Genomic DNA, 26,133 nt, shown 5'->3' with positions numbered 1-26,133 from the left:
AACAACTATTGAAAGTGAAATTGTTTGCGCCTGATTTTAAAGCGAATAATCAATTTTGCGGTTGCGCTTGTTCAGGTAATGATGCCACAAAAGATAAGTGGCCATCGAGCGGTAGGGTGCCCAGTTTTGCGCCAGGGTTTCCATGTCTTCCCTGGTATGGATGTCGAGCAATTCCTTGATCGTATTGACCACCGCAATATCGCCGAGCGGAATGATATCGGGCGATTGCAGACAAAACATCAAGTAAATATCAATGGTCCAGTTGCCGATGCCTTTGAGTTGGATCAATTCTTCACGGACGACTTCGGCGGGTTTGTGCGGTAGGCTTTCCAAATCGATGGTTTTGTCGATAACCGCCTGGGCCAGACCCGAAATATAATTCGCTTTCTGACGGCTCACACCGAGTGCACGAAAATCTTCTACCGAAACGCCTGCCAATTGTTCGGGCAGCATTTCAGGAAATTGCATCTTGATTTTATTGAAGGTCGCCTTGGCCGAATCAATCGAAACCTGTTGCTCCAAAATAAGCAATACTAAGGTCTGGAAACCTTGAGGGCGCGACGGAATGTTCGGCACACCGAATGTTTCGATGATGGTTTGGAAGATTTTTTCCTTTTCCGAAAGGAAATCGATTGCTTCTTTCATATTTGTTTTTAGGAGCTATTCCCGCTTTCGCCTTTATCTTTTGCTTCGTAAACTCTGCAAAAGGATACCGGCTCTATCGGGGCTATCGCTGCCGCGAGGGCCTACTTTTGTCTGGCAACAAAAGTAACAAAAATGCCTTGCGCGCAATCGTTCGGCGACCTGCTAATTTTTAAGGCCGAAATTAAAAGAACTCGCTGCGCTCAAACAGCTTTTAATTTTTACGGCCATTTCAAATTGCAGGTACCCGCCTGCCACAATTAAATCGCGCAGCCTCACAAAGAACCTTTGTTGGTAATTGAAAATTTATAGTTCGCTTGAAAACGACACACGAGCGAAGCAAAAAGCTCCTTAGAAATAAAACCCAAACGAACCCTTCACCGCAAATTTCTGCGCATCAGGCATGTTCAAATAACTGCCACGCCAAGAGAAATCGATGCGAAACACCTTGAAAATGTTGCCGATTCCGGCGCTGTATTCCCAATAACCATCTCTTGGCGTCCGGTAAACCAAGCCCGAAGCATTGATGTCCTTGTTCGCTTGGGAGACATCGCCAAAAACACCACGGATACCAATAATCTCCCGCCAATTGAGCTTGCGCAGACCCGGTACGCGCGCGAAAATTTTGCCGTGGAAATTGTGCTCCCATTGAAAAGTAGCGTACTCGTCGGCGACAAATTCGTAGAAATTGAGGTTGCTGAACGTGTTCTCGATCGTAAAATAGGTTTGGTTTCCAGGCACGATGCTCATGAGTCCGAGCGGCACGGTACCAAAGGTTTTCCCGAGTTCGACAATGAAATTACTTCTTCCGATCGGCCCGATCAACCACGGCTGTTTGTAGTACAATTGCACTTTCTGGTAATCGAAATCACTGTCGGCGATGCCTTTGTAACCCGCGGCATAATTGACAAAAATGCGCGTATACGGATTGTCGACTTCGCTGCGCTCCACACCATAACCGACTGTTTTCCTGCCCGGTGTGTAATCGAGTTGGACGGCAGCCTCGAATTGCTTGACGTCGGGGCGTGTGGTCGTATGGGTGTCGTCGGTGTAATAATCGAGACGGAACGTAGGTGAAGCCGATTCGAGCGTGCGGTAGGAAAACTGCGTCCCGAAAACCAAATTCTTCCACGGCTCGATCTCAATCCCGAAAGTCGAGAGGTTGATGTTGGTGAGTTTGCCGTTGCTGCCCGAAGAAAACAACGAGGAGGAAGCGAAACTTCTGCCCAAAACATCATTCGTCGTAGTCAAGCTCGCGCCAATCTGTTCGATGTCGCGCCGATTGCCGCCCGAAATAATCAGTCGCGATTTTTTATCGATCATCCATTTTCCGGAAATGCCGTATTTGAATTTGTTGTCGTCAAAACCATAAGCCGTATAGCCTTGCAGACGCCACGAATCGTTCGGCCCGAAATAGGTCCGCCCGCCCGCGCGGATGCGGTAGCCTTCGACTTCATTGTACCCGAAAGTCGAAAATATCGGCCCGTAATCGAGCTTGAGCGATGGGATTTCGACATAGCCGCTGCCCAAAATCGACACATAATTGTACAGGCGCTGGAATTTCCTGACCGTCTTGAGCGTATCGAGCATCTTGTAGACGCCGGCTTCGTCCTTACTCAGTTTCTCGAAACGATTCTGTTCCCAGAATTCATCCGATTTGAGGTAAGCCGATTCATCGACATAATTGACTTCGGGTTTGTAAAAGTCCTCGGGTTTTTGCCGGTTGAACTTGTGGTTGCGGTAAAAGGTGGTTCGTTTGCCATAAACGCCTTTCGACTTTTCGCGTTTGTTGAGCGCGAAATCACTCATCATGTAATCTTTCGTGAGCAGGAACACCGAATCGTTCAAAACCTCAAATTCCTGTTCGATGTAAATGTCCTTGACCCAATTGATGTTGGCGCTTTTGGTCACCGCCATATTGATGCGCTTGATCGCAAAGGTCGTGTCATTGACCCAAAAATCGCCCTTGAAAGTGAGTTCGTTCTTGCGCCTCGGATAGAACACGATGTTGTAGCACCATTTGTTGTCAATGTAGGCCGTATCGGTCAACACGTAATTGTAGACGTCAATTCCGGTACGCGAGAGCGGGCTCGTAAAACCTTTGTCGAAAAACGTCAGGTAATTGTTGTAGATGTCATAATCGGAATACAAATCCTTGATGAACGCGATGATCTGTTGGTTTTGGCTGAAACCCGAATTCTTGTTGGCCTTGAGGATTTCCTTGACTTTTTTGAGTACGTTGTCGCCGTATACATTCGAGAGCGCTTCGTTGATGAAAATCGGCAGGTAGGTTTTCCCCGTCACATCGGAAGTATCGACCTGGTTGAAGATGAATTCCATGCCCTTGAAAATCCTGTTTTTCATAAAGGCCGAGTCGATCGAGTTCATGTCGAATTCCACCTTCTCGTATTTCTCCATCTGGTACTGGTTGAACATGTACAACCCATTTTTGCGTTTGCGCGCCCAGATTTTGCGCAGGATTTCGAGCGCCGGATTGTCCTTTTTCGACGTTTTCCCGGCATAGACCACGACTTCCTTGAGCTTTTGCCCGCCGCCGAGCTTGACGGTAAAATCGTAGTTGACCGCTTTCGGCAACGGCACTTCCTTGGTTTCAAACCCAACGAACGAAACGATCAAAGCGGTATAGGTTTTATCGGATTCGATATAAAAACGACCATCCTCATTGGTCACGATACCCTGATTCGACCCTTTGAACACCACGTTGGCATACGGCACCGGAAGATTGGTGTCGTCGAGCACGATCCCGCTGACCTTGGTTTGCGACCAGGCAGCAACGGCAAACGCAAAGAAAAAAAGCAGCGCTAACGGCAATCGGTTATTCATAGAGACAAAAAAACTTCACCATTTTTGTGATGAAGTTTCAAATATAGTTATTTCGGTAATTAGAAAATTAGAAAATGTGACAATTAGAAGATTAAAAAATCAAACAATTGGCAAATTCTCTAATTGCTTCATTTTCTAATTATTTTTTATACATCACTTTCTTCACCGCCTTAATCACATCCTGCGCATTCGGCAACCATTCTTTGAGCAAGGTCGGAGAATACGGCGCCGGTGTATCGGCAGTGGTGATGCGTTGGATCGGTGCATCGAGGTAGTCGAAGGCGCGCTCCTGCACCATATAGGTGATTTCCGAAGCGACACTTGCAAACGGCCAAGCTTCTTTCGAGCACCACCAATCGGTTGGTTTTCTTGACCGAGTTGATGATCGCATCGTAATCCATCGGACGCACGGTGCGCAAATCGATCACTTCGACCGAAATATTTTCCTTGGCCAATTCCTCGGCAGCGATTAACGCTTCCTTGATGATTTTTCCGAATGAAACAACGGTTACGTCTTTTCCTTCGTGCTTGATATCGGCGACACCGAGTGGCAACGTGTATTCGCCATCAGGCACCTCACCCTTGTCGCCATACATCTGCTCCGACTCCATAAAGATTACCGGATCGTTGTCACGGATAGCCGACTTCAACAAGCCTTTTGCATCATACGGTGTAGACGGAACAACCACTTTGAGTCCCGGCGTGTTCGCATACCAGTTCTCAAACGCCTGCGAGTGCGTCGCACCCAATTGTCCGGCAGAAGCCGTCGGGCCGCGGAACACCATCGGCATCGGGAATTGTCCGGCCGACATCTGGCGCATTTTCGCCGCGTTGTTGATGATCTGGTCGATACCTACCAAGGAGAAGTTGAACGTCATGAACTCCACAATCGGGCGGTTGCCATTCATGGCCGAACCTACGGCGATTCCCGCAAATCCAAGTTCCGCGATCGGCGTATCGATGACGCGTTTCGGACCGAATTCGTCAAGCATTCCCTTCGAAGCCTTGTACGCCCCGTTGTATTCAGCGACTTCCTCGCCCATTAAATAAACCGATTCGTCGCGGCGCATTTCTTCGCTCATCGCCTCGGCAATCGCTTCCCTGAATTGTATCGTTCTCATATCTGTATCAAATTTTGAAACGCAAAAATAGGAATTAAAAAAGAAATTATAGTCGTGATTTTATCTTTTTTAAGGAGCTGAATCCCGCTTTTCACTGCAATCTTTTCGCTCCGTCCCGACGCTTCGGGACTACGCAAAAAGGATTTCCGTTTCAATCGGGGCTAAAAACCACGCACGAAATCGATTGAAATGGTTAAAATATTATGCATGCATAATACTTTTATTCAAAATTATTTCATACTTTCGCGCCTGAAAACTCTTTTTTAAATCCTAAAAAATGAAAATATTAGTTTGCATCAGCCATGTGCCTGATACTACTTCCAAAATCAATTTTACCAACGGCGACTCCGAATTCGACACCAACGGCGTGCAATTCGTGATCAACCCGAACGACGAATTCGGTTTGACCAGAGCCATCTGGTTCCAAGAGCAACAAGGCGCACACGTCACCGTAGTAAATGTGGGCGGCCCTGATACCGAACCGACCTTGAGAAAAGCACTCGCCATCGGTGCGAACGAAGCGATCCGTGTCAACGCGAACCCAACCGACGGTTTTGCCGTAGCCAAACAATTGGCCGACGTGGTCAAGAACGGCGGTTACGACCTGGTCATCGCCGGAAAAGAATCACTCGACTACAACGGCGGTATGGTTCCGGGCATGATTGCCGGAATCCTGGGCTGTAACTTCGTCAACGGCTGCATCGGCTTGACGGTGGAAGGCACAAGCGCCAAGGCGGTACGTGAAATCGACGGTGGAAAAGAAACCGTGACGACTTCGTTGCCTCTGATCATCGGTGGACAGAAAGGTTTGGTCGAGGAGAAAGATTTGCGCATCCCGAACATGCGTGGCATCATGACCGCAAGAACCAAAGCACTCAACATCGTGGAGCCGGCTGCAACGAACGCCGAAACCAAAGCGGTGAAATTCGAGAAACCGGCCCCGAAATCGGCGGTGAAATTGTTCAGCGCAGACGACATCGACGGATTGGTGAATGCGTTGCACAACGAAGCGAAAGTTATCTAAATTTGGACGATGCCCGCGTTAGGGATTGCAGTGGAAATCCTTTTGCGGCCGCAGCGCAGCGAAGGCCGTAAAAGATTGCAACGAAAAGCCCGACCCGAAGGGACACGAGGCTGATAAGCCGACTGCCCGAAGGGAAACGCCCAAAACATCGATTAAACGATTAAACAATAAACGATTAAACAGAAAAAATATGTCTATCTTAATATATGCAGAATCGGCCGAAGGAAAATTCAAGAAAGTGGCGTTTGAACTCGCCGCCTACGGAAAAAAAGTAGCCGAATCGATGGGAACGACCGTAACGGCGGTAACCATCAATGCCGGAGATGTTTCCGAACTCGGAAAATACGGCGTGGATAAAGTATTGAAAGTGTCCAGCGACAAATTGAACGGATTTACCGCAAAGGCTTATGCCGATGTGATCAAACAAGCCGCAGAGAAAGAAGGCACCAAACTCGTTTTGTTGTCATCGACGACCGACAGTTTGTACCTCGCGCCACTCGTGGCCGTTGGCTTGAACGCCGGTTTCGCTTCGAACGTGGTCGGATTGCCGGTGAGCACATCGCCTTTCCAGGTCAAAAGAAACGCGTTTTCGAACAAGGCGTTCAACATTACGGAGATCAACACCGAGGTAAAAGTCATCGCGCTTGCGAAAAACTCTTACGGTGTTTTTGAAAACAACGGTGCTGCGGCTGCGGAAGATTTTGCTCCAAGCTTGAACGATGCCGATTTTGGCGTGAAGACCGAATCGGTTGACAAAACCACCGGAAAAGTAACCATCGCCGATGCAGAAGTGGTCGTTTCTGGCGGACGCGGCATGAAAGGCCCGGAGAACTGGGGCATGCTCGAGGAATTGGCGGGTGTTTTGGGCGCGGCTACGGCCTGCTCGAAACCGGTATCCGATTTGGGTTGGAGACCGCACAGCGAACACGTTGGACAGACTGGAAAACCAGTAGCGACGAATTTGTACATCGCCGTGGGTATTTCAGGAGCGATCCAGCACATTGCCGGGATCAACTCGTCGAAGGTAAAAGTAGTCATCAACAGCGATGCCGACGCGCCTTTCTTTAAGGTAGCCGATTACGGGATCGTAGGCGATGCTTTCGACATTGTTCCTAAGCTCACGCAAAAATTAAAAGAATTTAAGGCAAACAATTAATATTTTTTTGTAATATTTGCCTTAAGGGCTATCTGGATGGAAAGTTCGGATAGCCTTTTTTGTTTTTTGGGGTTTTGGGATTGGGCAATGTTTCGGGTGAAGGCAAAATCGGCAGTTTTTCTGTAATTGGTATACTGCAAATAATGTTAGCTTCGCTTTAGGGAAGGGGGCAATGAAGTTATACCCCTACAAAACAAAAGCTACAGTTAGTTATAGAAAATCTGTACTTTTTGTTAAAGTTGAATTTCAACAACCATTGTCATCCAACATCAATCCGAAAACTTAATTTTTAGACAAAACATTTTACTTTCAATTAGAGATTGTATTTTTGCAGTATGAGTTTAGTAAAATTAACGATCAAAGGCATTTCGTACAGCCAGACCCAGAACGGGGCGTATGCCTTAATTTTGAATGAAGTCGACGGGGAACGCAAACTCCCGATCGTCATCGGTGCTTTCGAGGCCCAATCCATAGCGATTGCACTCGAAAAGGAAATCAAGCCACCGCGTCCGCTCACGCACGATTTGTTCAAGAATTTCGCCGACCGTTTCGACATTGTCGTCAAGCAGGTCATCATCCATAAATTGGTCGACGGGGTGTTTTATTCGAGCATCATCTGCGAACGCGACAAGATTGAGGAAATCATCGACGCGCGTACTTCCGATGCGATTGCGCTCGCGTTGCGTTTTGCGGCTCCTATTTTCACTTACAAGAACATCCTCGACAAGGCCGGGATTTACCTCAAGGCCAATCCTACCGATACCGACAAGAACCCCGAGGCGATGGACGACGTATTGTCGAATCCCGAAACTTTCGGCATGGAAGAAAGCAACCAAGCCGGCGAAACCTACACCAAACACAGTTTGTCGGAATTGCACGAATTATTGGAAGGCGCCGTCAACGACGAGGATTACGAGAAGGCCGCGAAAATCCGCGATGAAATTTCGAAGCGCGAAGCATAACAAAGTTTAATCGTGGAATCGGTTAATCGTTTAACCGGTATCCGCCAAAATAATTCGATTAAACGATTCAACAATAAAAACAGTTAAACATTTTGGGGCGTGCCACCGCCTGCGCAGGCTCCGGCGCTGTCAGGCTGTTCGCGGTGCACGGCACCTTGCTTCCATCCTTCACGCATCCGCTCCCCATTCCAATTGTTGAAAAACGATGGAAATCTGCATTCCCAAAATCGCTTTTTTAACAAACAAATTAAATACATTCGCATCTGTATTACGATTCAACGATTCAACGATTCAACGATTCAACGATTCAACGATTCAACGATTCAACGATTCAACGATTCAACGATTCAACGATTCAACGATTCAACGATTCAACGATTCAACGATTCAACGATTCAACGATTCAACAAATAAACGATTAACCCAAATGAAACAATACCTCGATCTAGTAAAGCACGTCCTCGAAACCGGAACCCAGAAAGGCGACCGTACCGGCACCGGAACCAAAAGCGTTTTCGGTTACCAGATGCGTTTCGATTTGTCCGAAGGTTTTCCGATGGTCACGACCAAGAAGCTCCATTTGAAATCGATCATCTATGAATTGTTGTGGTTTTTGAAAGGCGACACCAACATCGGCTACCTCAACGAGAACGGCGTCAAGATCTGGGACGAATGGGCCAACGAAAATGGCGAACTCGGTCCGGTGTACGGCCACCAATGGCGCAACTGGAATTCGGAGGAAATCGACCAGATCACTGAAATCATCGAGACGCTCAAGACCAACCCGAACAGCCGACGCATGCTCGTTTCGGCCTGGAATCCTTCGGTTTTGCCCGACACTTCGAAATCGTTCGCCGAGAACGTGGCCAACGGTAAAGTCGCGCTTCCGCCCTGCCATGCGTTCTTCCAATTCTATGTCGCCGACGGTAAATTGTCGTGCCAGTTGTACCAACGCAGCGCCGACATCTTTTTGGGCGTACCGTTCAACATCGCTTCATATGCGCTACTCACGATGATGATCGCACAGGTTTGCGGTTTGCAGCCGGGCGATTTCATCCACACTTTTGGCGATGCGCACATTTACAACAACCACATCGAGCAACTCGAATTGCAGTTGTCGCGCGATCCGCGTCCGTTGCCCAAAATGATTTTGAATCCGGAAATCAAGACTATTTTCGATTTTACTTTTGAAGATTTCACTTTGGTCGATTACGATCCGCATCCCCATATTAAGGGCGCCGTGGCGGTTTAATTTGCTATGAAAAAAATTGTCTTCTTTTTGCTACTTGCTTGGAGCGTTTCGGCACAAAATACCAGTGACCGGAAAATTTACCTCGACTCTACATTTGCAGAAACCACCGAAGACCGTCACCATTTTTATCGCATCGTAACCGACTACCACAAAAAACAATTGACCTACCACATGGTCGATTATTACAAATCGGGAAACATTTACTCCCAATGTTATTCCACCAGCAACAACAAGCAATCCCCGGTTGGCCAGTTGACCAAGTATTACGAAAACGGCAATAAAAAATCGATTTCCAGTTATGAAGACGGCGCCCTTACCGGTGCCTACACGACCTGGCACCAAAACGGCAATCCCGAAATGGAAGGCGAATATATTCCAATCGAAAGCGAAGGGATAAAACGTTCGGTCAAGGAGTCGATGCTCAAAATCAACCAGTTTTGGGACAGCAACAACCAGATCAAAGTAAAGGATGGCCACGGTTATTGCGTGATCGTCCACGACAAAGGCTGCGACGAGGGCAGCGTCAAAAATGGTGTCAAAGACAGCTTGTGGGCGGGCAGCGAGAATTTCAAGTATACGTATGTCGAAAAATACAAGGACGGCAAACTGGTATCCGGTACCAGCGTCGACCAAGACGGACAATATTTTTACACCTCCATCGAAGAACAAGCAGAATATCCTGGTGGCATCATCGCCTTTCCCAAATACGTCCAAAAGAATTTCCGCATTCCCGAGGTGCGCGGACTCAATGGCAAATTGGTCATTAGCTTTGTGATCGAGAAAGATGGTTCGGTTGGCGACATCCGAATCGTCAAAAGCATGGGCGAAGCGGCCGACAATGAAGCTACGCGCGTGGTGTCGGAAAGCCTGGCATGGAAACCGGGCAAAGTCAGGGGACGGAAAATGCGCATACTGTATTCGATTCCCATCAATATTGTAACCCCCGATTAACTTCGATCGGCTCAAGCAAAATGGGCCCGGCGTTCCTAAATCGCATTGACATGGTAAAATTTTTGTTGCTCCATTTCGGCTATTTTGCACTGTATTGCCTGCTGATTCCCAACACAGCAAAGGCACAGGAAGAAAACGACTATGTAATGTACCTCGATACGGTGGGACGTCTGGCGAGTGAAGAACACTATGACTACACCCGCGTGCTCAAAAACTTTTTCAGCCAAGGAAAAGCCTGTGTGGTATTCGACTACTACAAATCGGGACAACGAAAATTAGTGGGCACCTTCTCGGACAAATACCAGATGGTCAAAACGGGCGTCTTCATGACCTATTACGAGAATGGCAAACTGGAGTCGCAAATCAGCTACGAAGACGACCAGCCCGTCGGGAAATGCTATTTTTGGTATGAAAACGGAAGCAAAAAAGCACAATGTGAATTTGTCCAATTAAAAAGCAAAGAATATCCCGTACTTAAAGTGGAGCAATTTTGGTCGCGTATTGCCATTCAACGCGTGGTAGACGGCAAAGGACATTTTCAGGACGAAGACGAAACCTCAGCTTCGGAAGGCGAACTCTACAATGGCTTCAAGCACGGCGAATGGTGGGGCACCGATTACAAAGACGCCTTTACTTTTACCGAGATTTACAACAACGGGGAACTCGTTTCGGGCGTCTCAACCGATTCGATCGGGCAAAAACACCCTTATAAAAAAATCTACATTCCTGCACATCCGGTCAACGGGCTCGATGGACTTTACAACCATCTCGAAACCAAAATGAGGCACCACCAAAAAGGCAAAATGGACCAATTCTTCAGCGCGGTTCCTGTAGGCATCGTCATTGAACCTTCGGGAAAACCCAAGAACATTACCGTGTTGCAACACGTCAACAGCAACCTCAAAAGACAGATCATCAGTTTCATTGCCAGTTATGGCAACTGGGAGCCGGCGGTTTCGCGCGGCATAAAATCGGAAGTTTCGATGATCATCCCCATCTATGTAAGGCTCCAATAAAAAAATCCGCCCAAGGAGCGGATTCTTTATGAGGATGCTAAAGTACTTTTTACAAAGCCAGCACGCTGTTTTCGGCACCGGCAAAATCATTCCATTGGAACGAATCGGCCTCGGGCTCGTTGACGAAAGTACCATCGATGATGTATCTGAATTCGTAAGAGGCTTCTTTGTCGATGTCAAACGTCCCTTTGAAAGTTCCGTTTTTCAATTTTCCCAATTCGCCCGCTTTGGGATCCCAGTTGTTGAAATCGCCCACTACGGCCGCTGCGTTTGCTTCTTTTGCCTCCACGCTAAAAGTTACTTTGCAAACCGGTTTTGTCTTTACAAATTGTTTCTTGATCGCCATAACTATTTCATTGTTAGATTTATGCAGCAAAGTACGTCATTTCAAACCAAAGAAATTAGGCCGCTTTGTAGAATTAGAAAAATAACACTAAGGCTGTTATATTTTTTTTATATCATTAATTTTAAGCAATTTATATTTCGATATTGGAAAAGGAAATCGTTGCCGGAGTAAATTATCCGCAACTGCCCATAGGCTATTTTCAAAATAAATTTTATCTTTAAAACGCAAATTTGTCGCTTATGGAACTCGAACAACACGAACAATACGAATACGCACGCAAAAGGATCTTACAGAAAAAATACCTGTATTATCATTTTGTGGTTTTGGTTCTGGGCAGCCTCGCGATGTTTGCCGCGAATCATTTCATGCACATCGGCGAGCCACACCAATGGTACAAATTGGGCATCAGCGCTTGGGTTTTTATCTTCATTTTGCATTTCATCAACGTCTACATCACCAACCGTTTCATGAACAAGAATTGGGAACGGCAACAAATCGAACGGCTCATCGCACGACAGCAGAACCGCATCAAGGCACTCGAAAACAAACTGGAAGACGACCTCAAAAAATAACACATGATCATCCTCATAGCAGCGGTAGCGCTCAACAACGGACTCGGAAAAGACAACCGAATGATATGGCATTTGCCCGACGATTTCAAACGATTCAAGCGGCTGACGACCGGACACCATATTATTATGGGCCGCAAAACCTTTGAAAGCCTACCCGGTATGCTGCCCAACCGCACACACATCATTGTGACACGCCAAAAGGATTACCATCCCGAAAATACGATTGTGGTGCATTCGATCGAGGAAGCCATCGAATTGATTCCCGAAGGCGAAGACGGTTTTGTCATTGGCGGCGGCGAAATCTACCAACTCGCCTTGCCGCTGGCCGACCAACTCGAAATCACGCGCGTCTATGCGAGCTTTGAAGCCGATGCCTTTTTTCCTGAGATTACAGACCAATGGAAACTCGTCCGGGAAGAACCGCACGCGATCGACGACAAACACGCCTGGGCTTTTACTTTCGAAACCTACCGCCGTAAATAAAAAACATCCGCAGGACGCGGATGTTCTAAACTAAACTTGTAATGTTATCAAAAGCAGCCGGCTCTTTAAAACAGTATCTGGTAAGTTAAAATAAAAATGGCAACCGTCATGATGACTCCAGTGATGAAGATGATGAAGTTGGCCGTTTTTTGAGAATACATCTCAAAAAAACCTTTAATACCAAATACCACAAAGGTACTAAAGATAAAAAAAACTAAAATTTCCATAAACAAATTTAACCCAAAGAAGGTTTGTTTAACCACGCCACTAGTCTCACTTGAAAAGATCGTACTATTGACACTGCTTACAAGAATTAGTGAAATCACAAATGCCAGTATGATCCACTTGACTTCGGCTGCTACGATTCTTGATAACATCTTACAAAAATTTAGTGATTGATTGATGAGTGTAAAATTACATTGGTGGTTCAAGCTGCACAATACCCACTTTTTGGTATATTTTTTTCCTCACTAAATTTGGTTAGCGGCTCACTAAATTTGGTTAGTGGCATTTTGCGAGTGCCTGTCAAACCACTTGAAAACAAAGGATTTTCAAAAAACATAAAGTCGTTTCCTATTCCTTTTCTTTGTACTATATTTGTCGAAAATCCAAAATGTCAAAAAACGTCACTCCATATAAAACGTCGTCACTGAGCAAAAAAGAGCAAGTCGCCCAAATGTTTGACACCATTTCGGGCAATTACGACGGACTCAATCGCGTCATTTCTTTTGGTGTGGATGTCAAGTGGCGCAAGAAGGTTTTGAAGCTCGTTTCGGATAAAAATCCCAAAACCATCCTCGACATTGCCACCGGAACCGGAGACCTCGCGATTTTGATGGCGCAGACCTCGGCCCAAAAAATCATCGGACTCGACATTTCTGCGGGCATGCTCGAGGTGGGCCGCAAAAAAATCGAGGAAAAAAAATTGTCCCACAAAATCGAACTGCTACTCGCCGACTCCGAAAACATGCCCTTCGAAGACAATACCTTCGATGCCATTACTGTGGCATTCGGTGTCCGCAATTTTGAACACCTTGAAGTCGGGCTCGCCGAAATCCTGCGCGTTTTGAAACCGGGCGGTATTTTTGTGATTTTGGAAACGTCCAACCCAACGAAATTTCCATTCAAGCAAGGCTACGTTTTTTACACCAAATTCATCCTGCCGCTGATCGGTAAACTGTTTTCGAAAGACCAGTCGGCTTATGGTTACCTGTCGGAATCGGCATCGGTTTTTCCTTTTGGCGAGGCGTTGAACAATATTTTACGAAAAATTGGGTTTATAGACGTGGTTGCCATGCCGCAGACTTTTGGCGTGGCCACGATTTATGCTGCCTCGAAGAAATAATATGAAGAATATACTCCTTTTAATGGGCTTGTGCCTCGCCCTGACCGTCCACGCACAGCGCAACAACCCGATGCGCATTTTCAGCAAGGACCCGTTGATCAACCTCGAGAATTTCGACAAGCAACGTGTGCATTGGGGTTATTTCCTCGGATTCAATTTTTACGATTACAAATTCGATTACAAAACCGTCGCCCCAGACATCCTGGTCGACCGCACTACCGGATTCAACGTCGGTCTCATCGGCGATTTGCGTTTGCAGGAATACGTGCATTTGCGTTTTGAACCCGGATTGTATTATACCCAGCGCAACCTGACTTTTGCCGGTTTCAGCCGCCAGGCCGATGCCCAGCGCGAAGTCGGGGCGACTTACATCCATTTCCCGTTGTTGCTCAAGTTTTCGGCCTTGCGCACCGGAAACGTGCGTCCCTACTTGACGGGCGGCGTTTCCACGACACTCAACTTATCGAGCAACTCCAAATCGCTCGACGACAACAAACAAGGCCGTTTCCGCGTACAGCAATGGACCAAGAACTATGAACTCGGTTTTGGGGTAGATCTGTATTTGGAGTACTTCAAGTTTTCACCGTCGATCCGCGGCGTTTTTGGCCTGGGCAACGAATTGATCCCGGACAACGACCCGAACAGTCCGTGGACCGGCAACGTCAAGTCGATGAAGACGCGTGCGGTGTTGATCAACTTCGCGTTCCACTAATAAAGTAAGTAAGCCACGAATTTTTAAAATGTAATATTTTAATTCGTGAATTCGTGGCTTATTTTTAGGATCTCCGGAATTCGCTGAGCACAATCGCCGTCGCTGTCGCCACATTCAAGCTTTCTGTTTGCTGTAACTTCCCAAAACGCGGAATGGCGATCCTATTCTTGACGGTTTGTTCAATTTCATACGAAATCCCGTTGGCTTCGTTGCCAAAGATGACAATGCCTTCAGGGGGCAATTTTTCGGAATAGATGTTTTTCCCATCCATGAATGTTCCAAAAACAGGCAGCTTGGTGTTTTCGAGAATCGGTTTCAAATCTATGTAATGGATCGAAACCCGCGCGATCGAGCCCATTGTCGCCTGCACGACCTTGGGGTTGAAAATATCGACGGTCTCGGGCGAACACACCAATTGTTCCACCCCGAACCAATCGCACAAACGCAAAATCGTCCCTAAATTGCCGGGATCGCGGATGTCGTCGAGCGCCACGATGAGTCCTTTTTCTACCAATGGTTTTTGCTTTGGAATCTTGAAAACCGCCAGGCAGTTGTTGGCCGTACTGAGCGCGCTGATTTTGTTGAGTTCGCTTTCGCTGATGCGCGACTTTATGGAAGCCGATACTTCGGGAAACACATCGGCAGTTTCATACAAATGGTACAATTCAAAATCGGATTGCAGCAACTCGCCGATGACTTTCGCGCCTTCGGCAAAAAACAATTCGTTTGCCTGCCGGAACTTTTTTTGCTGCAAAGCCGTTATTAGCTTTATTTGGTTTTTACTAACCATAGAAATAATGTACTTTTGAATTAAATTTTGCGCGTCACTTGAGAAACACGGTTACAAAAATAGCTTTATTTATCCTAACCGGGGTAATTATATCGGCCTGCGATTCCGTGAAAAGGGTTCCCGACGGCAAAAAATTGCTGACCAAAAACCAGATTCTCGTCAACGGCAAAAAGGAAAACGCCGAGAACATCAACAACCTGTTGTACCAAAAACCCAACGGCACCATCCTGGGCTATCGTTTAAGGCTCAATATGTACAACCTCGCGAATCTCAAACACGATTCGACCTATCAGGCCAAATTCACGAGCAACCCGAACAAATACCGCCGCATGTCCAAATTCCTGTCGGCCAAGCAGGTCAATCGTTTGGGACAGTCGTTCTGGTATGCGGGCATCCACAATTTCCTGCGCGACACGGGCGAACCGCCGGTCATCATCGATACCAGCAGCACGCGCAAATCGGTCAAGCGTTTGAAATCGTGGTATTTCAACAACGGTTATTTCAACGCAAAAGCCGGCTTCAAGATCGACACCCTGGCGCCCAAAAAAGCGCGCATCAATTATTTGGTGACCACGGGCAATGCCTTTTTCCTCGATACGATCCGCACCTCGATCCAAACCCCGGCGCTCGATTCGATGTACCAGTCGCGCAAAACCGCTTCGTTCCTTAAGACGGGCAAACAGTACAAGACCGAGGATTTCGAAAGCGAAAGGGGCCGCGTGACGACACATTTCCGCAACAACGGCGTGTACAATTTCCAACAGAACTACATCAACTTCGACATCGATACCCTCAATGGGAATTTCAAGGCGAATGTCGATATGAAAATCAACAATTACACCTATCGCGAAGGCGATTCGGCCAAGACCGAACCGTTTAAGATTTACAAGATCAGCGAAGTCAACATCTTTACCGACTATGACCCGAAAAAAGGCAAGGAAATCACCGCCGACACGCTCAAACGCGTCTACAAGGATTTCAACCTGATCAGCCACAGCAAACTCAAATACCGCCCGAAGGCAATCACAGATGCGGTGTTCATCAACAAAGGCAACCTGTTCGCCGATTTCCGTACGACGCTCACCACGCGCTATTTGAGCAACCTGCGCATCTTCAATTACCCGACGATCCAATACGAAGTCGACAAGCGCGACACGATCAGCAATTCACTGATCGCCAACATTTACCTGACCCCGCGTGACAAATACAGTTTCGGGTACTCGCTCGATTTTACGCATTCGAACATCCAGGATTTCGGGATATCGGGGACGACCTCGTTCTCGATCCGCAATGTATTCAACGGCGCGGAAACCTTCGACATTTCGGCGCGTGGCAACATCGGTTCGTCGCGCGACTTGGCCAATCCCGATGACACCTTTTTCAACGTCTTGGAATATGGGGTCGACATGAAGCTCAATTTCCCGCGCATCTATTTCCCGCTCGGCTTCCTGTTTGACACCGACAAGGTCATCCCCAAAAACATGATCCCTTCCACGACGGTCAGTTTCGGTTTTGCCAAGCAGGAAAATATCGGTCTGGACAAGGAAAATTTTACGGGCGCGATGACCTACAACTGGACCCCGAAGCGGAATTCGAGCGCACGTTTCGATTTGTTCAACATCCAATACGTCAAGAACATCAATGTGGCCAATTATTTCAAGGTCTACAAATCTTCGTACAAAACGCTGAGCACGCTGGCCAATGTCTACAATGCAGATGCATCTTATTTTGAGCCCGGCACCAACGACCTCAAGATCGACGAAGGGACCGACGGTTTCATCAATGACGTGCTTGCGGGCAACATCGCCATGGACGCCTCCGATTTGAAAACGGTCAACAACATCAGCCAAAGACGCGCCCGATTGACCGAGAACAACCTCATTTTTGCCTCGAGTTTTACGTTCAGCAAAACCACCAAGAGCGACATCAACGACGAAAGTTTTTATGCGTTCAAGACCAAGGTCGAGGCGGCCGGAAATACTTTGTCTTTGATTGCTTCGGCTTCGAAAACGCTCGAAAACCAGAACGGGAACAACACCATTTTTGAGGTCGAATATTCCCAATACGCCAAAGGCGAGATCGAATACATCAAGCATTGGGATTTGCGCCGCAAGAAAGTCTTGGCATTTAGAAGTTTTGTGGGGATTGCGATTCCGTATGGCAATTCGAACAGCATTCCGTTTTCGCGCAGTTATTTCGCCGGCGGCTCGAACGACAACCGCGCCTGGCAGGCGTATTCGCTTGGACCGGGAAGCGTGGCCTCGCTCAATGACTTTAATGAAGCCAACCTGAAAATCGCCGTCAGCACCGAATTCCGGTTCAATATTTTTGGGCAATTCAACGGCGCGCTGTTTGCCGATGCGGGCAACATCTGGAACGTGCTCGACAACATCGAGGACGAAAAAGCGGTGTTCAGCGGCATCCAATCCTTGGAAGATACAGCGCTCGGAACCGGTTTTGGTTTCCGCTACGATTTCAACTTTTTTGTGATCCGACTCGATTTCGGATTCAAGACCTATAATCCGGCCGATACCGGTAACAAGAAATGGTTACGCGATTACAATTTCGGGAATTCGGTCGTAAACATTGGGATAAATTATCCTTTCTAGAATCGATTAAATTAGTATTTTTGTAATCCCGAATAGTCGGGATAATTTAAAACCCAACACAATGGCCCACAATATAAAACCCGGTGTCGCGACAGGCGATCAGGTTCAGGAAATCTTCCAATACGCCAAGGAAAAAGGCTTTGCGCTTCCAGCGGTTAACGTAGTCGGATCGAGCACCATCAACGGTGTTTTGGAAACGGCAGCCAAATTAAAATCTCCCGTAATCATCCAATTCTCGAACGGCGGCGCGGCATTCAATGCCGGAAAAGGCTTGTCGAATGAAGGCGAAAGAGCGGCTATCGCAGGTGGAATCGCAGGCGCGAAACACATCCACACTTTGGCCGAAGCTTATGGGGCGACCGTAATCTTGCACACCGACCACTGCGCGAAAAAATTATTGCCTTGGCTCGACGGATTGCTCGACGCCAGTGAAAAGCACTTCGCCGAAACCGGAAAACCATTGTTCAGTTCGCACATGATCGACTTGTCTGAGGAACCGATCGAAGAAAACATCGAAATCTGTAAAAAATACCTCGAAAGAATGAGCAAAATGGGCATGACGCTCGAAATCGAACTCGGGATTACCGGTGGCGAGGAAGACGGCGTGGACAACTCCGATGTGGACAGTTCTAAATTGTACACCCAGCCAGAGGAAGTGGCGTATGCTTACGAAGAATTGATGAAAGTGAGCCCGCGTTTTACGATTGCTGCGGCTTTCGGAAACGTGCACGGCGTGTACAAACCGGGCAACGTCAAGTTGACACCGAAAATCCTCAAAAATTCACAGGATTACGTACAAAACAAATTCAACACAGGAGGCAATCCGGTGGATTTCGTATTCCATGGCGGATCGGGTTCTACCTTGGAGGAAATCCGTGAAGCGATCAGCTATGGCGTGATCAAGATGAACATCGATACCGATTTGCAATTCGCCTACACCGAAGGCATCCGCGACTATATGGTCAACAACATCGACTACCTCAGGACACAAATCGGAAACCCGACCGGAGCCGATGCACCGAACAAGAAAAATTATGACCCAAGAAAATGGGTACGCGAAGGCGAAATGACATTCAACAAACGATTGGAACAAGCATTTGCCGATTTGAATAACGTAAACACCTTATAATTTCAGATTTTTGATTTTAGATTTCAGATTGTTCCACACTGAAATCTAAATTCTGAAATCGCAAATCTAAAATCCAAAACATGGCTTGGTTTAAAAGAACGCAAAAAGGAATCACCACCGCAACCGAAGATAAAAAAGACGTCCCGAAAGGACTTTGGTACAAATCACCTACCGGAAAAATCATAGATGCCGACGAACTTGCGCGCAATCTGTATGTAAGCCCGGAAGACGGTTTCCACGTAAGGATCGGCAGTAAGGAGTATTTCGAAATCTTGTTCGACAACAACGAATTCGAGGAACTCGACAAAAACATGACGGCCAAAGACCCGCTGCATTTTGTGGACACGAAAAAATATTCCGATCGCTTGAAAGAAGCGCAGGAAAAAACCAAACTCAAGGACGCCGTACGCACGGCCGTGGGCAAGTCGAAAGGCAGAGACCTCGTGGTGTGCTGTATGGATTTTGCTTTTATCGGCGGATCGATGGGTGCCGTCGTGGGTGAAAAAATCGCGCGTGGCATCGATTATTCGATCAAGAACAAAGTGCCGTTTGTGATGATTTCCAAATCGGGCGGGGCGCGTATGATGGAAGCCGCTTATTCACTGATGCAGTTGGCCAAGACTTCGGCTAAGTTGGCGCAATTGGCCGAGGCCAAAATCCCGTACATCTCATTGTGTACCGATCCGACGACCGGCGGAACCACGGCTTCGTATGCGATGCTCGGCGATGTCAACATTTCGGAACCGGGTGCTTTGATCGGGTTTGCCGGACCGCGTGTGGTCAAAGACACCACCGGACGCGAATTGCCCGAAGGTTTCCAAACCGCAGAGTTCGTACTCGAGCACGGTTTCCTCGATTTCATTACGCCGAGGAAAGAACTCAAAGACAAGATCAACCTGTACCTCGATTTGATTTTGAATCAGGACATTCGATAAATAAAAATCCCGCCTTTTGAGCGGGATTTTTTTTGACCATTATTTGCGATCAATAATGGATATCGACCTTGATGTCGCCATTGCTTTGCGGCAACCAATCGGCATAGACCGTAGGGCCGATTCCTGAAAAAGTGCCGCTTGCACTGTATCCGAGACTGGTTCGACCGATGTCTTGGCCGCTAGTCGGCGTATAACCGTTAACGTAAAGCTGGGTTCCTACCCAATAAGCAAACCGGGCACTGGGTGCGGCATTCGGATCGGTAATCCCATAAGCTGCAAGTATGTTGGCCCCCGTGTCGGTAACCGATGTCACGCCATTGTCCATATGCCAAGTCGGCACGGCATAGGTACTCGGTGTGGCGCTCGCATAGGAATTATAGGTAATGGTCGTGCCCGAAATGGCCGGTATCAAAACCGAAGACGAATATCCTTTGAACGAAATAAAGTTGTTGGAATTGGGCAAGGCCGAACCTTGTCGTCCATAAATATCCCTAATGTAAACGGCATTCGATGTGTTGTTCTCAAAAATCAATTTATATGATTTAGGTCCAGCATTGGTCACAGGTCCGCCAACGTTACTTTTTTTGCCTGTCTCAGAAATACCTTTCTTGAGCTGCATCTGCCCATTTTCGGGTTCATCTGGCGTACTACAAGAAGTAAAAGAAATAAGGACACAACCGATGGTTACACCAATAATCAATCGGAATAAATGCGTGAATTTTTTCATAATAAAATTTAATTAAATTATACAATAGTGCAGCAAAATCCCGCCTTTTAAGCGGGATTTTTGGGTTTCAATAGTGGTGTTATTTGATCATGACCTGATGGGTTTCGACCACACCATCGATATTGATCTTGACGACGTAGATGCCTTGGTACAACCGCGACACATCCATCACCGCTTGACCGTCAATGATGTCTACACGGCCTTTGGATTGTCCAAGCATATCGTACAATTCGGCGGAAATTCTTGTGCTGTCGTGCAATTCCGGATCGACAAGCGCAATGTTGATGGCGTCATCGGCCGGGTTAGGGAAAATCGCATACCGTTTGCTACTGGCTGTCGGTCCTGATTCGGCAACACCCCTCGGATACTGATAAGTAAATGTTCCGCACAGCTTCACGTCTTGCTCGGTGTAGGATTGCGAGGATCCGCAGGAGTTTGTTACCGTGGCAAGCAATTCGAAATAGCCTACATAATTTTGCGGCAACCTGAAACGGAAATGGTTGTTGCCCATTGCGGTATACGTGATGCCTGGTGGTGTCACAAAACTATAGGTGTAACCTGTAGTTGGGGTCGTGGTGTCAAAATTGACGATTTCAATATAGAGGTAATGCCACGAACCCTCGCAATATTCGACGTTGTCGCGCACCACGTTGAAAGATGGCTTGCCTACAAAAACCGACTTTGTAATGATTGTCCCGCCTACATTGGCCGTAATGGTGGCCATCCCGCTGGTAGTGGACGTGGCGCCCTGGACCGTTACCGTCGTAGCGGTTGAACTTACGATTTGCAGATTTGAGGTAACCGACCAAGTAACTGTCGAACCGGGAATGTGATTTTGCAACGTATACGTTTTGGTTCCGGTAGCGCAAAGCCTGTTATCGCCTACAATAACCGAACAGGAATTGCTCATCAAACTCTGGTAATTGCACTCGATGGTATTGCGCATGCGAACGCCCTGACCAGCCGTAAATGCAGTTTGCGGAGGAATATAAGTACTGTACATGATGTTGCTGGAATTGGACGCAAATGTATCGCAAATTAAATCCAAACAACTTTGGCAATTCGAACTGTTTTCCCCGCCACTGCAGGCATTGCCTTGATTGACGTGACCCAATCCAAATACGTGTCCAATTTCATGCGCCGATACCGTCGTTGCCGCATAGGCGTTTTCGACAAAAACGTTCCCGGCTTGTGCATATCCAATCACAGAGCCCGAAATTTGATTGACCAGATAAAAATCCAACTGGCCAGAGGCACTATTGATGGCTCCCAAACCAGAAAGTTCGGTGTCCTCGAGCGGCGAATTGTATGTGGTACTATTGATGTAGTCATACCCCAAACTCGTTACCGTAATTCCTTGCAAACCAAGTGAATTGTTGATCGCCGTGACCACGCCAGGAAGTTGCAAATAGTCAAATCCGTTGGTTTGGTTATCGTCGCGCACAATGTGGAACTTGACTTTGATGCAATAGGTATTGGTATTGGCCGCATACAAATTGCACAACGGACCACGGCCGGAACCACTAAGGTCTTCCACATAACCGCATGTTTGCCCGTAAGAATAAAAAGACAGGCACATCAACAAAAGCAAAAAAACTTTTTTCATAATAATTGATTTAAAGGTTAAAGAATAGATAATATCAGCCCTGCCCTGTCCCTCCGAAACAGCATTTCGGAGCAACAAAGAAAACATCAGAAAAGCCAAAGGGCAGATCCAATTGCTGAAATAAAAAATGTGGTATTTGAAAAAAGTGCGGAATTCCTGATTTCTGGCAAAACCTTTTCGAATATACTAAAAAAAGTTAAGAAAAATCGTATGTTGAAAAGTTTTCAAACCGATAGGTATTTGATAATGTAAAACTTACACCATTACATCCCCGTGCGGATGGCTTCCACCGGATCCAGTTGCGAGGCCGAAATCGCGGGCAGAATCCCCGACACCAACCCGATGAACGCCGCCAGCGAAGTCCCCAGAACGATGTTGCCCATACTCAACACAAAATTAAAATCGAACGCCTGGGTCAATACCAACGCGATGATCCAAACCAGGAAAATGCCAATGATACCGCCCAATAGCGATAAAATCACGGCTTCAAACAAAAACTGGAACAGGATGAATTTGTTCTTGGCCCCGAGTGATTTTTGGATCCCAATCAAATTCGTACGTTCCTTGACCGACACAAACATGATGTTGGCGATCCCGAATCCGCCCACGAGCAGCGAAAATCCGCTGATGATCCAGCCCACAATGTTGAGTTGGCCCACAATATTGTCTATAAAATCGGTCAATCCCGATAACACATTGACGAAAAAATTGTCCTGATCTTCAGACTTCATGCCGCGCTTGCTCCTCAATTTCTGCGCAATATCGCCCTTGAGCGCCGCCATATCGGTACCCTTCTGGGGCTTGATAATGATCACAGGCAAAGTCGCCTCGTTGTTGTCGCCATACAATTTGCGCAGGAAATTGACGGGAATGAAAGCCGACTGGTCGTCGCCGCCTTCATCGAGTCCGCCGCCGCCCTTTTTCTTCAAGGCCCCAATAACCGTAAAACGCTGCCCATACAAACGCACCGTCTTGCCGATCGGGTCGTAACCATCGAACAGTCCTTTGGCGATTTCATAGCCCAGGATCGTCACGGGCAATCCTGAATTCGATTCGGATTCATTGAAAAAACGGCCATCGGCCAATTCCATGCGCTGGATGTCGACGAATTCGAAAGTGACCGGAACCACATTGACATCGCTGACAGTACGGTCTTCGTATTTGACCGATTCGCGGTTGAAGGCAATCATCTGGAAACTGAGGTAATCGGCGTGGTTGAGTGCCGATTTGAGGTATTGGTATTCCTCATAATTGACTTTGGGAAACTGTTCGTATTTCCATTGCGGCACTTCGGTCGGGCCAAAGGAAACACTGGTCAGGTAAATCGTGTTCTTGTCGAGGCTGCTCAAATCGTCCTTGATTTTCTTGTCGAGCGAATCGACTGCCGCCAGTACGGCGATGATCGAAAAAATCCCAATCGTGACGCCCAGCAACGATAGTGCCGTACGCAATTTATTGGTCCGCAGCGCGTTCATCGCGAAGCTGAAACTTTCCTTGAGCAGGCGGAGGTAGACGAGCATAACTTGGATTTTGCAGACCAAATTTAAGGTTTTAATCGGCAAAAAATGGCTTTGTCCCTACTTCTTTTCGCGTATTTGTGCCGGACCATGGTGATGACCAAAGTCGAATCCGATGCGAAGCGCACCCATCAGCAACACACAAACAATCGAATCATTTGATTCAACAGCCGTCGCCCTGGTTGATTTCGCGCAGGATGTTGGTGAAGGTTTGCCCATCGAACTGGAACGCGCCGCCCGAAGTACCGATCCAAAACCGCCCATCGCGATCTTCCATCAGGCTTTGCACATGCCGGTTGGGCAGCCCTTGTTCGATTGAATAGTTTTGAAACGTCTTCCCATTGTACTGGGTCAAACCACCGCCCGCATGCCCGATCCACAGGTTACCTGTTTTGTCGTGATGGAATGTCCAAATGAAATTGTTGCCCAACCCATCCTTGTCGGTAAAATTCGCAAATGATTTTCCGTCGTATCGCGACAATCCGCCGAAACGCGTCCCGAACCAAAGATTCCCTTGGCGGTCCTGTGTGATGCATTGCACGAAATTATCGCACAGCCCATTTTGCTTTGATAAATTGGCCAATTTCTTGCCGTCGTATCGGTACACGCCATTTCCGTTGGTCCCGAACCAGATGTTTCCGGCTTTGTCTTGAAACAGGCAGTTGACCAGTTTCGGCGCGGGATACGCCATCGGAAAACCCTTGAGGTTGGCTTCGGGCAACGCAAAATGGGTGAACTTTTTTCCGTCGTAACGCGAAACACCGCCTTCGGTCCCGAACCACAAATTGCCCAACCGGTCCTTTAAAATGCCCCACACTTGGTTGTGCGGCAGGCCGTCGTTGGTCGTAAAATTTTGGAATTTTTGGCCGTCGTAACGCGAAACACCATTGTTGGTGGCAAACCACAGGTTGTCGTGGTCATCGGCTACAATGCCGCGAACGGCTTCACCGCCAAATCCGCTGTGCATATCATTCGGATTGTAATAGGTGTAGGTTTTTCCATCGAAACGGCACACCCCATCGCCATTGGTACCAAACCAAATATTCCCGGCTTTGTCTTGAAACATACGCCTGATGTATTGGCTGATTTGGACTTTCTTGATCGGATTGGGCATCGGGCCAATGAAGGGCTTGGTTCCGACAAATACAGAGTCCGATTTTTGGGCAGCGATAGGATCGGTTGCTTGACTTGCTTTTTGTCCGTTGCAAGAAAATACACTCGACAAAACAAACGACAGGCTAACCAAAAATTGCGATTGTTTGAAGATTGAAATGACCATGATTTTTTGATTTAATGATGAAACAAATTCGAATACCGGGAAATCCCATCACAAACCTACAAGCCACCTCGCATTATAACGGCAATTGTGCTGTAAAAAGAAATGTAAATTTTGTAAATTTCACGCATCCCCACACGTACTGATCCAAAAAAGCCTGAATTTTGAACCATGAAACCCAGACACCTTTTCCTGCTCTCGTTGTTGCTTGTGGCCATTTTTGGATTGTTGGCCGTCGACATCAAACGCGACAAACGGTATGATTTGGCCAAACGCGAAATCCTGCTGCGGCAAATCGGGCACCGGATTTTGCTGCATTCGGGCGACAGCATTTCTCGCGTGTTGCCCGTCACCAAACTCCCGGACGAAAAATACCAACTGGTATTCGACAGGCCGTTTACTTTTGAAACCGACACCTTGGTGGACATCGTCCGAAAAACGCTGACTGCTTCGGGCGAGACATCGGGTTATCTGGTCAAGGTGATGGATTGTCCGCAATCGAAAGTGGTCTATGGTTATTCGGTTTCCCAAAACCGACAAGAGGATGTCATTCCGTGCAGCGGCCGCAAACAACAAACCGGTTGCTACGTGATCGCGATTGAATTCCAGGGCCAGCCCTTTGGCGTAAAAACGTATGCCGCCGGACTATCGGCCATCGCCGCGCTGTTGTTGTTCCCGCTGGCAGTGGCACGCTACCGCAAACAAAAATCGGAACCGAAGCCGATGGTTGGCCCCAAAAACCAACACCTTGCGATCGGCCGTCTGTTTTTTGACCCGGATCGAAAGCAATTGCATACCGCAAACCAGGTCATCAACCTCACCTCGAAAGAAAGCAAAATCCTGTACATTTTTGCCCAGCATCCGAACCAGGTCATCGACCGGACCAGGCTTCAAAAAGAAATCTGGGAAGACGACGGCGTCATCGTGGGAAGAAGCCTCGATGTGTTCATCTCCAAACTGCGCAAAAAACTCGAATCGGATCCCAATGTGCAACTGTCCAATATCCATGGAAAAGGCTATAAATTGCAAATTGGCACGACCGAAAAGGGAGATGTAATTTTTTGAAAATATTGTGTCTTGATTGCGTGGTTTTTCCGTGTTAAAAAACTACTTTTGCG

23 protein-coding genes and 1 pseudogene are annotated in these 26,133 nt (G+C 47.3%); 14 read left to right on the top strand and 10 right to left on the bottom strand.

Features of this window, described 5'->3' with window-relative positions:
• Positions 1-36 precede the first annotated feature (36 nt).
• The 3 genes and pseudogenes from QM717_RS10655 to QM717_RS10645 form a co-directional block, all read right to left on the bottom strand.
• Positions 37-645 (bottom strand): DNA-3-methyladenine glycosylase family protein, encoded by a 609-nt coding sequence (locus tag QM717_RS10655; protein WP_415037454.1) that lies wholly within the window; start codon positions 643-645, stop codon positions 37-39.
• A 348-nt stretch (positions 646-993) separates the two neighbouring features.
• Positions 994-3,486 (bottom strand): DUF5686 family protein, encoded by a 2,493-nt coding sequence (locus QM717_RS10650; protein ID WP_415037453.1) that lies wholly within the window; start codon positions 3,484-3,486, stop codon positions 994-996.
• A gap of 139 nt (positions 3,487-3,625) precedes the next feature.
• A pseudogene (locus QM717_RS10645) lies at positions 3,626-4,607 on the bottom strand (pyruvate dehydrogenase complex E1 component subunit beta).
• A gap of 277 nt (positions 4,608-4,884) precedes the next feature.
• Here QM717_RS10645 and QM717_RS10640 point away from each other — a divergent pair.
• The 6 genes from QM717_RS10640 (at position 4,885) to QM717_RS10615 (ending at position 10,968) form a co-directional block, all read left to right on the top strand.
• Positions 4,885-5,631: an electron transfer flavoprotein subunit beta/FixA family protein gene (locus tag QM717_RS10640; protein ID WP_415037452.1), complete on the top strand. Its 747-nt coding sequence runs from the start codon at positions 4,885-4,887 to the stop codon at positions 5,629-5,631.
• A gap of 190 nt (positions 5,632-5,821) precedes the next feature.
• A complete protein-coding gene (locus tag QM717_RS10635; protein ID WP_415037451.1) occupies positions 5,822-6,787 on the top strand; it encodes an electron transfer flavoprotein subunit alpha/FixB family protein in 966 nt (321 codons plus the stop codon).
• A 335-nt stretch (positions 6,788-7,122) separates the two neighbouring features.
• Complete coding sequence (locus tag QM717_RS10630) at positions 7,123-7,749, top strand: bifunctional nuclease domain-containing protein (RefSeq protein WP_415037450.1); 627 nt, start codon at positions 7,123-7,125, stop codon at positions 7,747-7,749.
• Positions 7,750-8,176: 427 nt separating this feature from the next.
• The gene (locus tag QM717_RS10625; RefSeq protein ID WP_415037449.1) at positions 8,177-9,001 is read left to right on the top strand and encodes a thymidylate synthase; all 825 of its coding nucleotides are present in this window, start codon (positions 8,177-8,179) and stop codon (positions 8,999-9,001) included.
• A gap of 6 nt (positions 9,002-9,007) precedes the next feature.
• Positions 9,008-9,952 carry an energy transducer TonB gene (locus QM717_RS10620; protein ID WP_415037448.1) on the top strand — a complete coding sequence of 315 codons (945 nt, stop codon included), beginning with the start codon at positions 9,008-9,010 and terminating at the stop codon, positions 9,950-9,952.
• Between the two features lie 50 nt (positions 9,953-10,002).
• The gene (locus QM717_RS10615) at positions 10,003-10,968 is read left to right on the top strand and encodes a toxin-antitoxin system YwqK family antitoxin (protein ID WP_415037447.1); all 966 of its coding nucleotides are present in this window, start codon (positions 10,003-10,005) and stop codon (positions 10,966-10,968) included.
• 49 nt (positions 10,969-11,017) lie between these two features.
• On the opposite strand, the gene QM717_RS10610 is transcribed toward QM717_RS10615, so the two are convergent.
• On the bottom strand, positions 11,018-11,314 hold the full coding sequence (locus tag QM717_RS10610; RefSeq protein WP_415037446.1) for an isoamylase early set domain-containing protein: 297 nt from the start codon (positions 11,312-11,314) through the stop codon (positions 11,018-11,020).
• Between the two features lie 239 nt (positions 11,315-11,553).
• Here QM717_RS10610 and QM717_RS10605 point away from each other — a divergent pair, with 239 nt between their 5' ends.
• Together QM717_RS10605 and QM717_RS10600 are read left to right on the top strand one after the other, a co-directional pair.
• Positions 11,554-11,886, top strand: coding sequence for a 2TM domain-containing protein (locus tag QM717_RS10605; protein ID WP_415037445.1), 333 nt, complete (start codon positions 11,554-11,556; stop codon positions 11,884-11,886).
• A 3-nt stretch (positions 11,887-11,889) separates the two neighbouring features.
• Positions 11,890-12,369, top strand: coding sequence for a dihydrofolate reductase (locus QM717_RS10600; RefSeq protein WP_415037444.1), 480 nt, complete (start codon positions 11,890-11,892; stop codon positions 12,367-12,369).
• Positions 12,370-12,434: 65 nt separating this feature from the next.
• Here QM717_RS10600 and QM717_RS10595 read toward each other — a convergent pair whose 3' ends face one another.
• Positions 12,435-12,746 carry a hypothetical protein gene (locus tag QM717_RS10595; protein WP_415037443.1) on the bottom strand — a complete coding sequence of 104 codons (312 nt, stop codon included), beginning with the start codon at positions 12,744-12,746 and terminating at the stop codon, positions 12,435-12,437.
• A 236-nt stretch (positions 12,747-12,982) separates the two neighbouring features.
• On the opposite strand from QM717_RS10595, the gene ubiE reads away from it, so the two are divergent.
• The gene (gene ubiE, locus QM717_RS10590; protein ID WP_415037442.1) at positions 12,983-13,714 is read left to right on the top strand and encodes a bifunctional demethylmenaquinone methyltransferase/2-methoxy-6-polyprenyl-1,4-benzoquinol methylase UbiE; all 732 of its coding nucleotides are present in this window, start codon (positions 12,983-12,985) and stop codon (positions 13,712-13,714) included.
• 1 nt (position 13,715) lies between these two features.
• The gene (locus QM717_RS10585) at positions 13,716-14,426 is read left to right on the top strand and encodes a porin family protein (RefSeq protein WP_415037441.1); all 711 of its coding nucleotides are present in this window, start codon (positions 13,716-13,718) and stop codon (positions 14,424-14,426) included.
• A 64-nt stretch (positions 14,427-14,490) separates the two neighbouring features.
• Here QM717_RS10585 and QM717_RS10580 read toward each other — a convergent pair whose 3' ends face one another.
• The gene (locus tag QM717_RS10580) at positions 14,491-15,216 is read right to left on the bottom strand and encodes an RNA methyltransferase (RefSeq protein ID WP_415037440.1); all 726 of its coding nucleotides are present in this window, start codon (positions 15,214-15,216) and stop codon (positions 14,491-14,493) included.
• A 107-nt stretch (positions 15,217-15,323) separates the two neighbouring features.
• On the opposite strand from QM717_RS10580, the gene QM717_RS10575 reads away from it, so the two are divergent.
• From QM717_RS10575 to accD, 3 genes are all read left to right on the top strand, one after another.
• Positions 15,324-17,825: a BamA/TamA family outer membrane protein gene (locus tag QM717_RS10575; protein WP_415037439.1), complete on the top strand. Its 2,502-nt coding sequence runs from the start codon at positions 15,324-15,326 to the stop codon at positions 17,823-17,825.
• Between the two features lie 61 nt (positions 17,826-17,886).
• Positions 17,887-18,954 carry a class II fructose-bisphosphate aldolase gene (fbaA, locus tag QM717_RS10570; protein WP_415037438.1) on the top strand — a complete coding sequence of 356 codons (1,068 nt, stop codon included), beginning with the start codon at positions 17,887-17,889 and terminating at the stop codon, positions 18,952-18,954.
• A gap of 80 nt (positions 18,955-19,034) precedes the next feature.
• A complete protein-coding gene (gene accD / locus QM717_RS10565; protein ID WP_415037437.1) occupies positions 19,035-19,889 on the top strand; it encodes an acetyl-CoA carboxylase, carboxyltransferase subunit beta in 855 nt (284 codons plus the stop codon).
• A 49-nt stretch (positions 19,890-19,938) separates the two neighbouring features.
• Here accD and QM717_RS10560 read toward each other — a convergent pair whose 3' ends face one another.
• From QM717_RS10560 to QM717_RS10545, 4 genes are all read right to left on the bottom strand, one after another.
• The gene (locus tag QM717_RS10560; RefSeq protein WP_415037436.1) at positions 19,939-20,616 is read right to left on the bottom strand and encodes a hypothetical protein; all 678 of its coding nucleotides are present in this window, start codon (positions 20,614-20,616) and stop codon (positions 19,939-19,941) included.
• A 79-nt stretch (positions 20,617-20,695) separates the two neighbouring features.
• Positions 20,696-22,222, bottom strand: a complete 1,527-nt coding sequence (locus QM717_RS10555) for a T9SS type A sorting domain-containing protein (protein ID WP_415037435.1) — start codon at positions 22,220-22,222, stop codon at positions 20,696-20,698.
• Between the two features lie 263 nt (positions 22,223-22,485).
• Positions 22,486-23,742: an ABC transporter permease gene (locus tag QM717_RS10550; protein WP_415037434.1), complete on the bottom strand. Its 1,257-nt coding sequence runs from the start codon at positions 23,740-23,742 to the stop codon at positions 22,486-22,488.
• Positions 23,743-23,902: 160 nt separating this feature from the next.
• Positions 23,903-25,018: a ligand-binding sensor domain-containing protein gene (locus QM717_RS10545; RefSeq protein WP_415037433.1), complete on the bottom strand. Its 1,116-nt coding sequence runs from the start codon at positions 25,016-25,018 to the stop codon at positions 23,903-23,905.
• Positions 25,019-25,186: 168 nt separating this feature from the next.
• Between QM717_RS10545 and QM717_RS10540 the strand changes: the two genes are divergently transcribed.
• A complete protein-coding gene (locus QM717_RS10540) occupies positions 25,187-26,080 on the top strand; it encodes a winged helix-turn-helix domain-containing protein (RefSeq protein WP_415037432.1) in 894 nt (297 codons plus the stop codon).
• Positions 26,081-26,133 lie beyond the last annotated feature (53 nt).

The sequence above is a fragment of the Flavobacterium sp. genome (genome assembly GCF_047602195.1).
In the GTDB taxonomy this organism is placed as follows: domain Bacteria; phylum Bacteroidota; class Bacteroidia; order Flavobacteriales; family Flavobacteriaceae; genus Flavobacterium.
The sequence above is the reverse complement of the archived record's forward strand: the minus strand, read 5'-3'. Positions and strand labels throughout refer to the sequence as shown.

Coding starts and splice junctions, on each gene's coding strand:
- QM717_RS10555 (WP_415037435.1), bottom strand. CDS start 22,222: ATGAAAAAAGTTTTTTTGCTTTTGTTGATGTGCCTGTCTTTTTATTCT.
- QM717_RS10640 (WP_415037452.1), top strand. CDS start 4,885: ATGAAAATATTAGTTTGCATCAGCCATGTGCCTGATACTACTTCCAAA.
- ubiE (WP_415037442.1), top strand. CDS start 12,983: ATGTCAAAAAACGTCACTCCATATAAAACGTCGTCACTGAGCAAAAAA.
- QM717_RS10635 (WP_415037451.1), top strand. CDS start 5,822: ATGTCTATCTTAATATATGCAGAATCGGCCGAAGGAAAATTCAAGAAA.
- QM717_RS10610 (WP_415037446.1), bottom strand. CDS start 11,314: ATGGCGATCAAGAAACAATTTGTAAAGACAAAACCGGTTTGCAAAGTA.
- QM717_RS10625 (WP_415037449.1), top strand. CDS start 8,177: ATGAAACAATACCTCGATCTAGTAAAGCACGTCCTCGAAACCGGAACC.
- QM717_RS10540 (WP_415037432.1), top strand. CDS start 25,187: ATGAAACCCAGACACCTTTTCCTGCTCTCGTTGTTGCTTGTGGCCATT.
- fbaA (WP_415037438.1), top strand. CDS start 17,887: ATGGCCCACAATATAAAACCCGGTGTCGCGACAGGCGATCAGGTTCAG.
- QM717_RS10580 (WP_415037440.1), bottom strand. CDS start 15,216: ATGGTTAGTAAAAACCAAATAAAGCTAATAACGGCTTTGCAGCAAAAA.
- QM717_RS10620 (WP_415037448.1), top strand. CDS start 9,008: ATGAAAAAAATTGTCTTCTTTTTGCTACTTGCTTGGAGCGTTTCGGCA.
- QM717_RS10545 (WP_415037433.1), bottom strand. CDS start 25,018: ATGGTCATTTCAATCTTCAAACAATCGCAATTTTTGGTTAGCCTGTCG.
- QM717_RS10630 (WP_415037450.1), top strand. CDS start 7,123: ATGAGTTTAGTAAAATTAACGATCAAAGGCATTTCGTACAGCCAGACC.
- QM717_RS10595 (WP_415037443.1), bottom strand. CDS start 12,746: ATGTTATCAAGAATCGTAGCAGCCGAAGTCAAGTGGATCATACTGGCA.
- QM717_RS10585 (WP_415037441.1), top strand. CDS start 13,716: ATGAAGAATATACTCCTTTTAATGGGCTTGTGCCTCGCCCTGACCGTC.
- QM717_RS10655 (WP_415037454.1), bottom strand. CDS start 645: ATGAAAGAAGCAATCGATTTCCTTTCGGAAAAGGAAAAAATCTTCCAA.
- QM717_RS10560 (WP_415037436.1), bottom strand. CDS start 20,616: ATGAAAAAATTCACGCATTTATTCCGATTGATTATTGGTGTAACCATC.
- QM717_RS10550 (WP_415037434.1), bottom strand. CDS start 23,742: ATGCTCGTCTACCTCCGCCTGCTCAAGGAAAGTTTCAGCTTCGCGATG.
- QM717_RS10605 (WP_415037445.1), top strand. CDS start 11,554: ATGGAACTCGAACAACACGAACAATACGAATACGCACGCAAAAGGATC.
- QM717_RS10650 (WP_415037453.1), bottom strand. CDS start 3,486: ATGAATAACCGATTGCCGTTAGCGCTGCTTTTTTTCTTTGCGTTTGCC.
- QM717_RS10600 (WP_415037444.1), top strand. CDS start 11,890: ATGATCATCCTCATAGCAGCGGTAGCGCTCAACAACGGACTCGGAAAA.
- accD (WP_415037437.1), top strand. CDS start 19,035: ATGGCTTGGTTTAAAAGAACGCAAAAAGGAATCACCACCGCAACCGAA.
- QM717_RS10615 (WP_415037447.1), top strand. CDS start 10,003: ATGGTAAAATTTTTGTTGCTCCATTTCGGCTATTTTGCACTGTATTGC.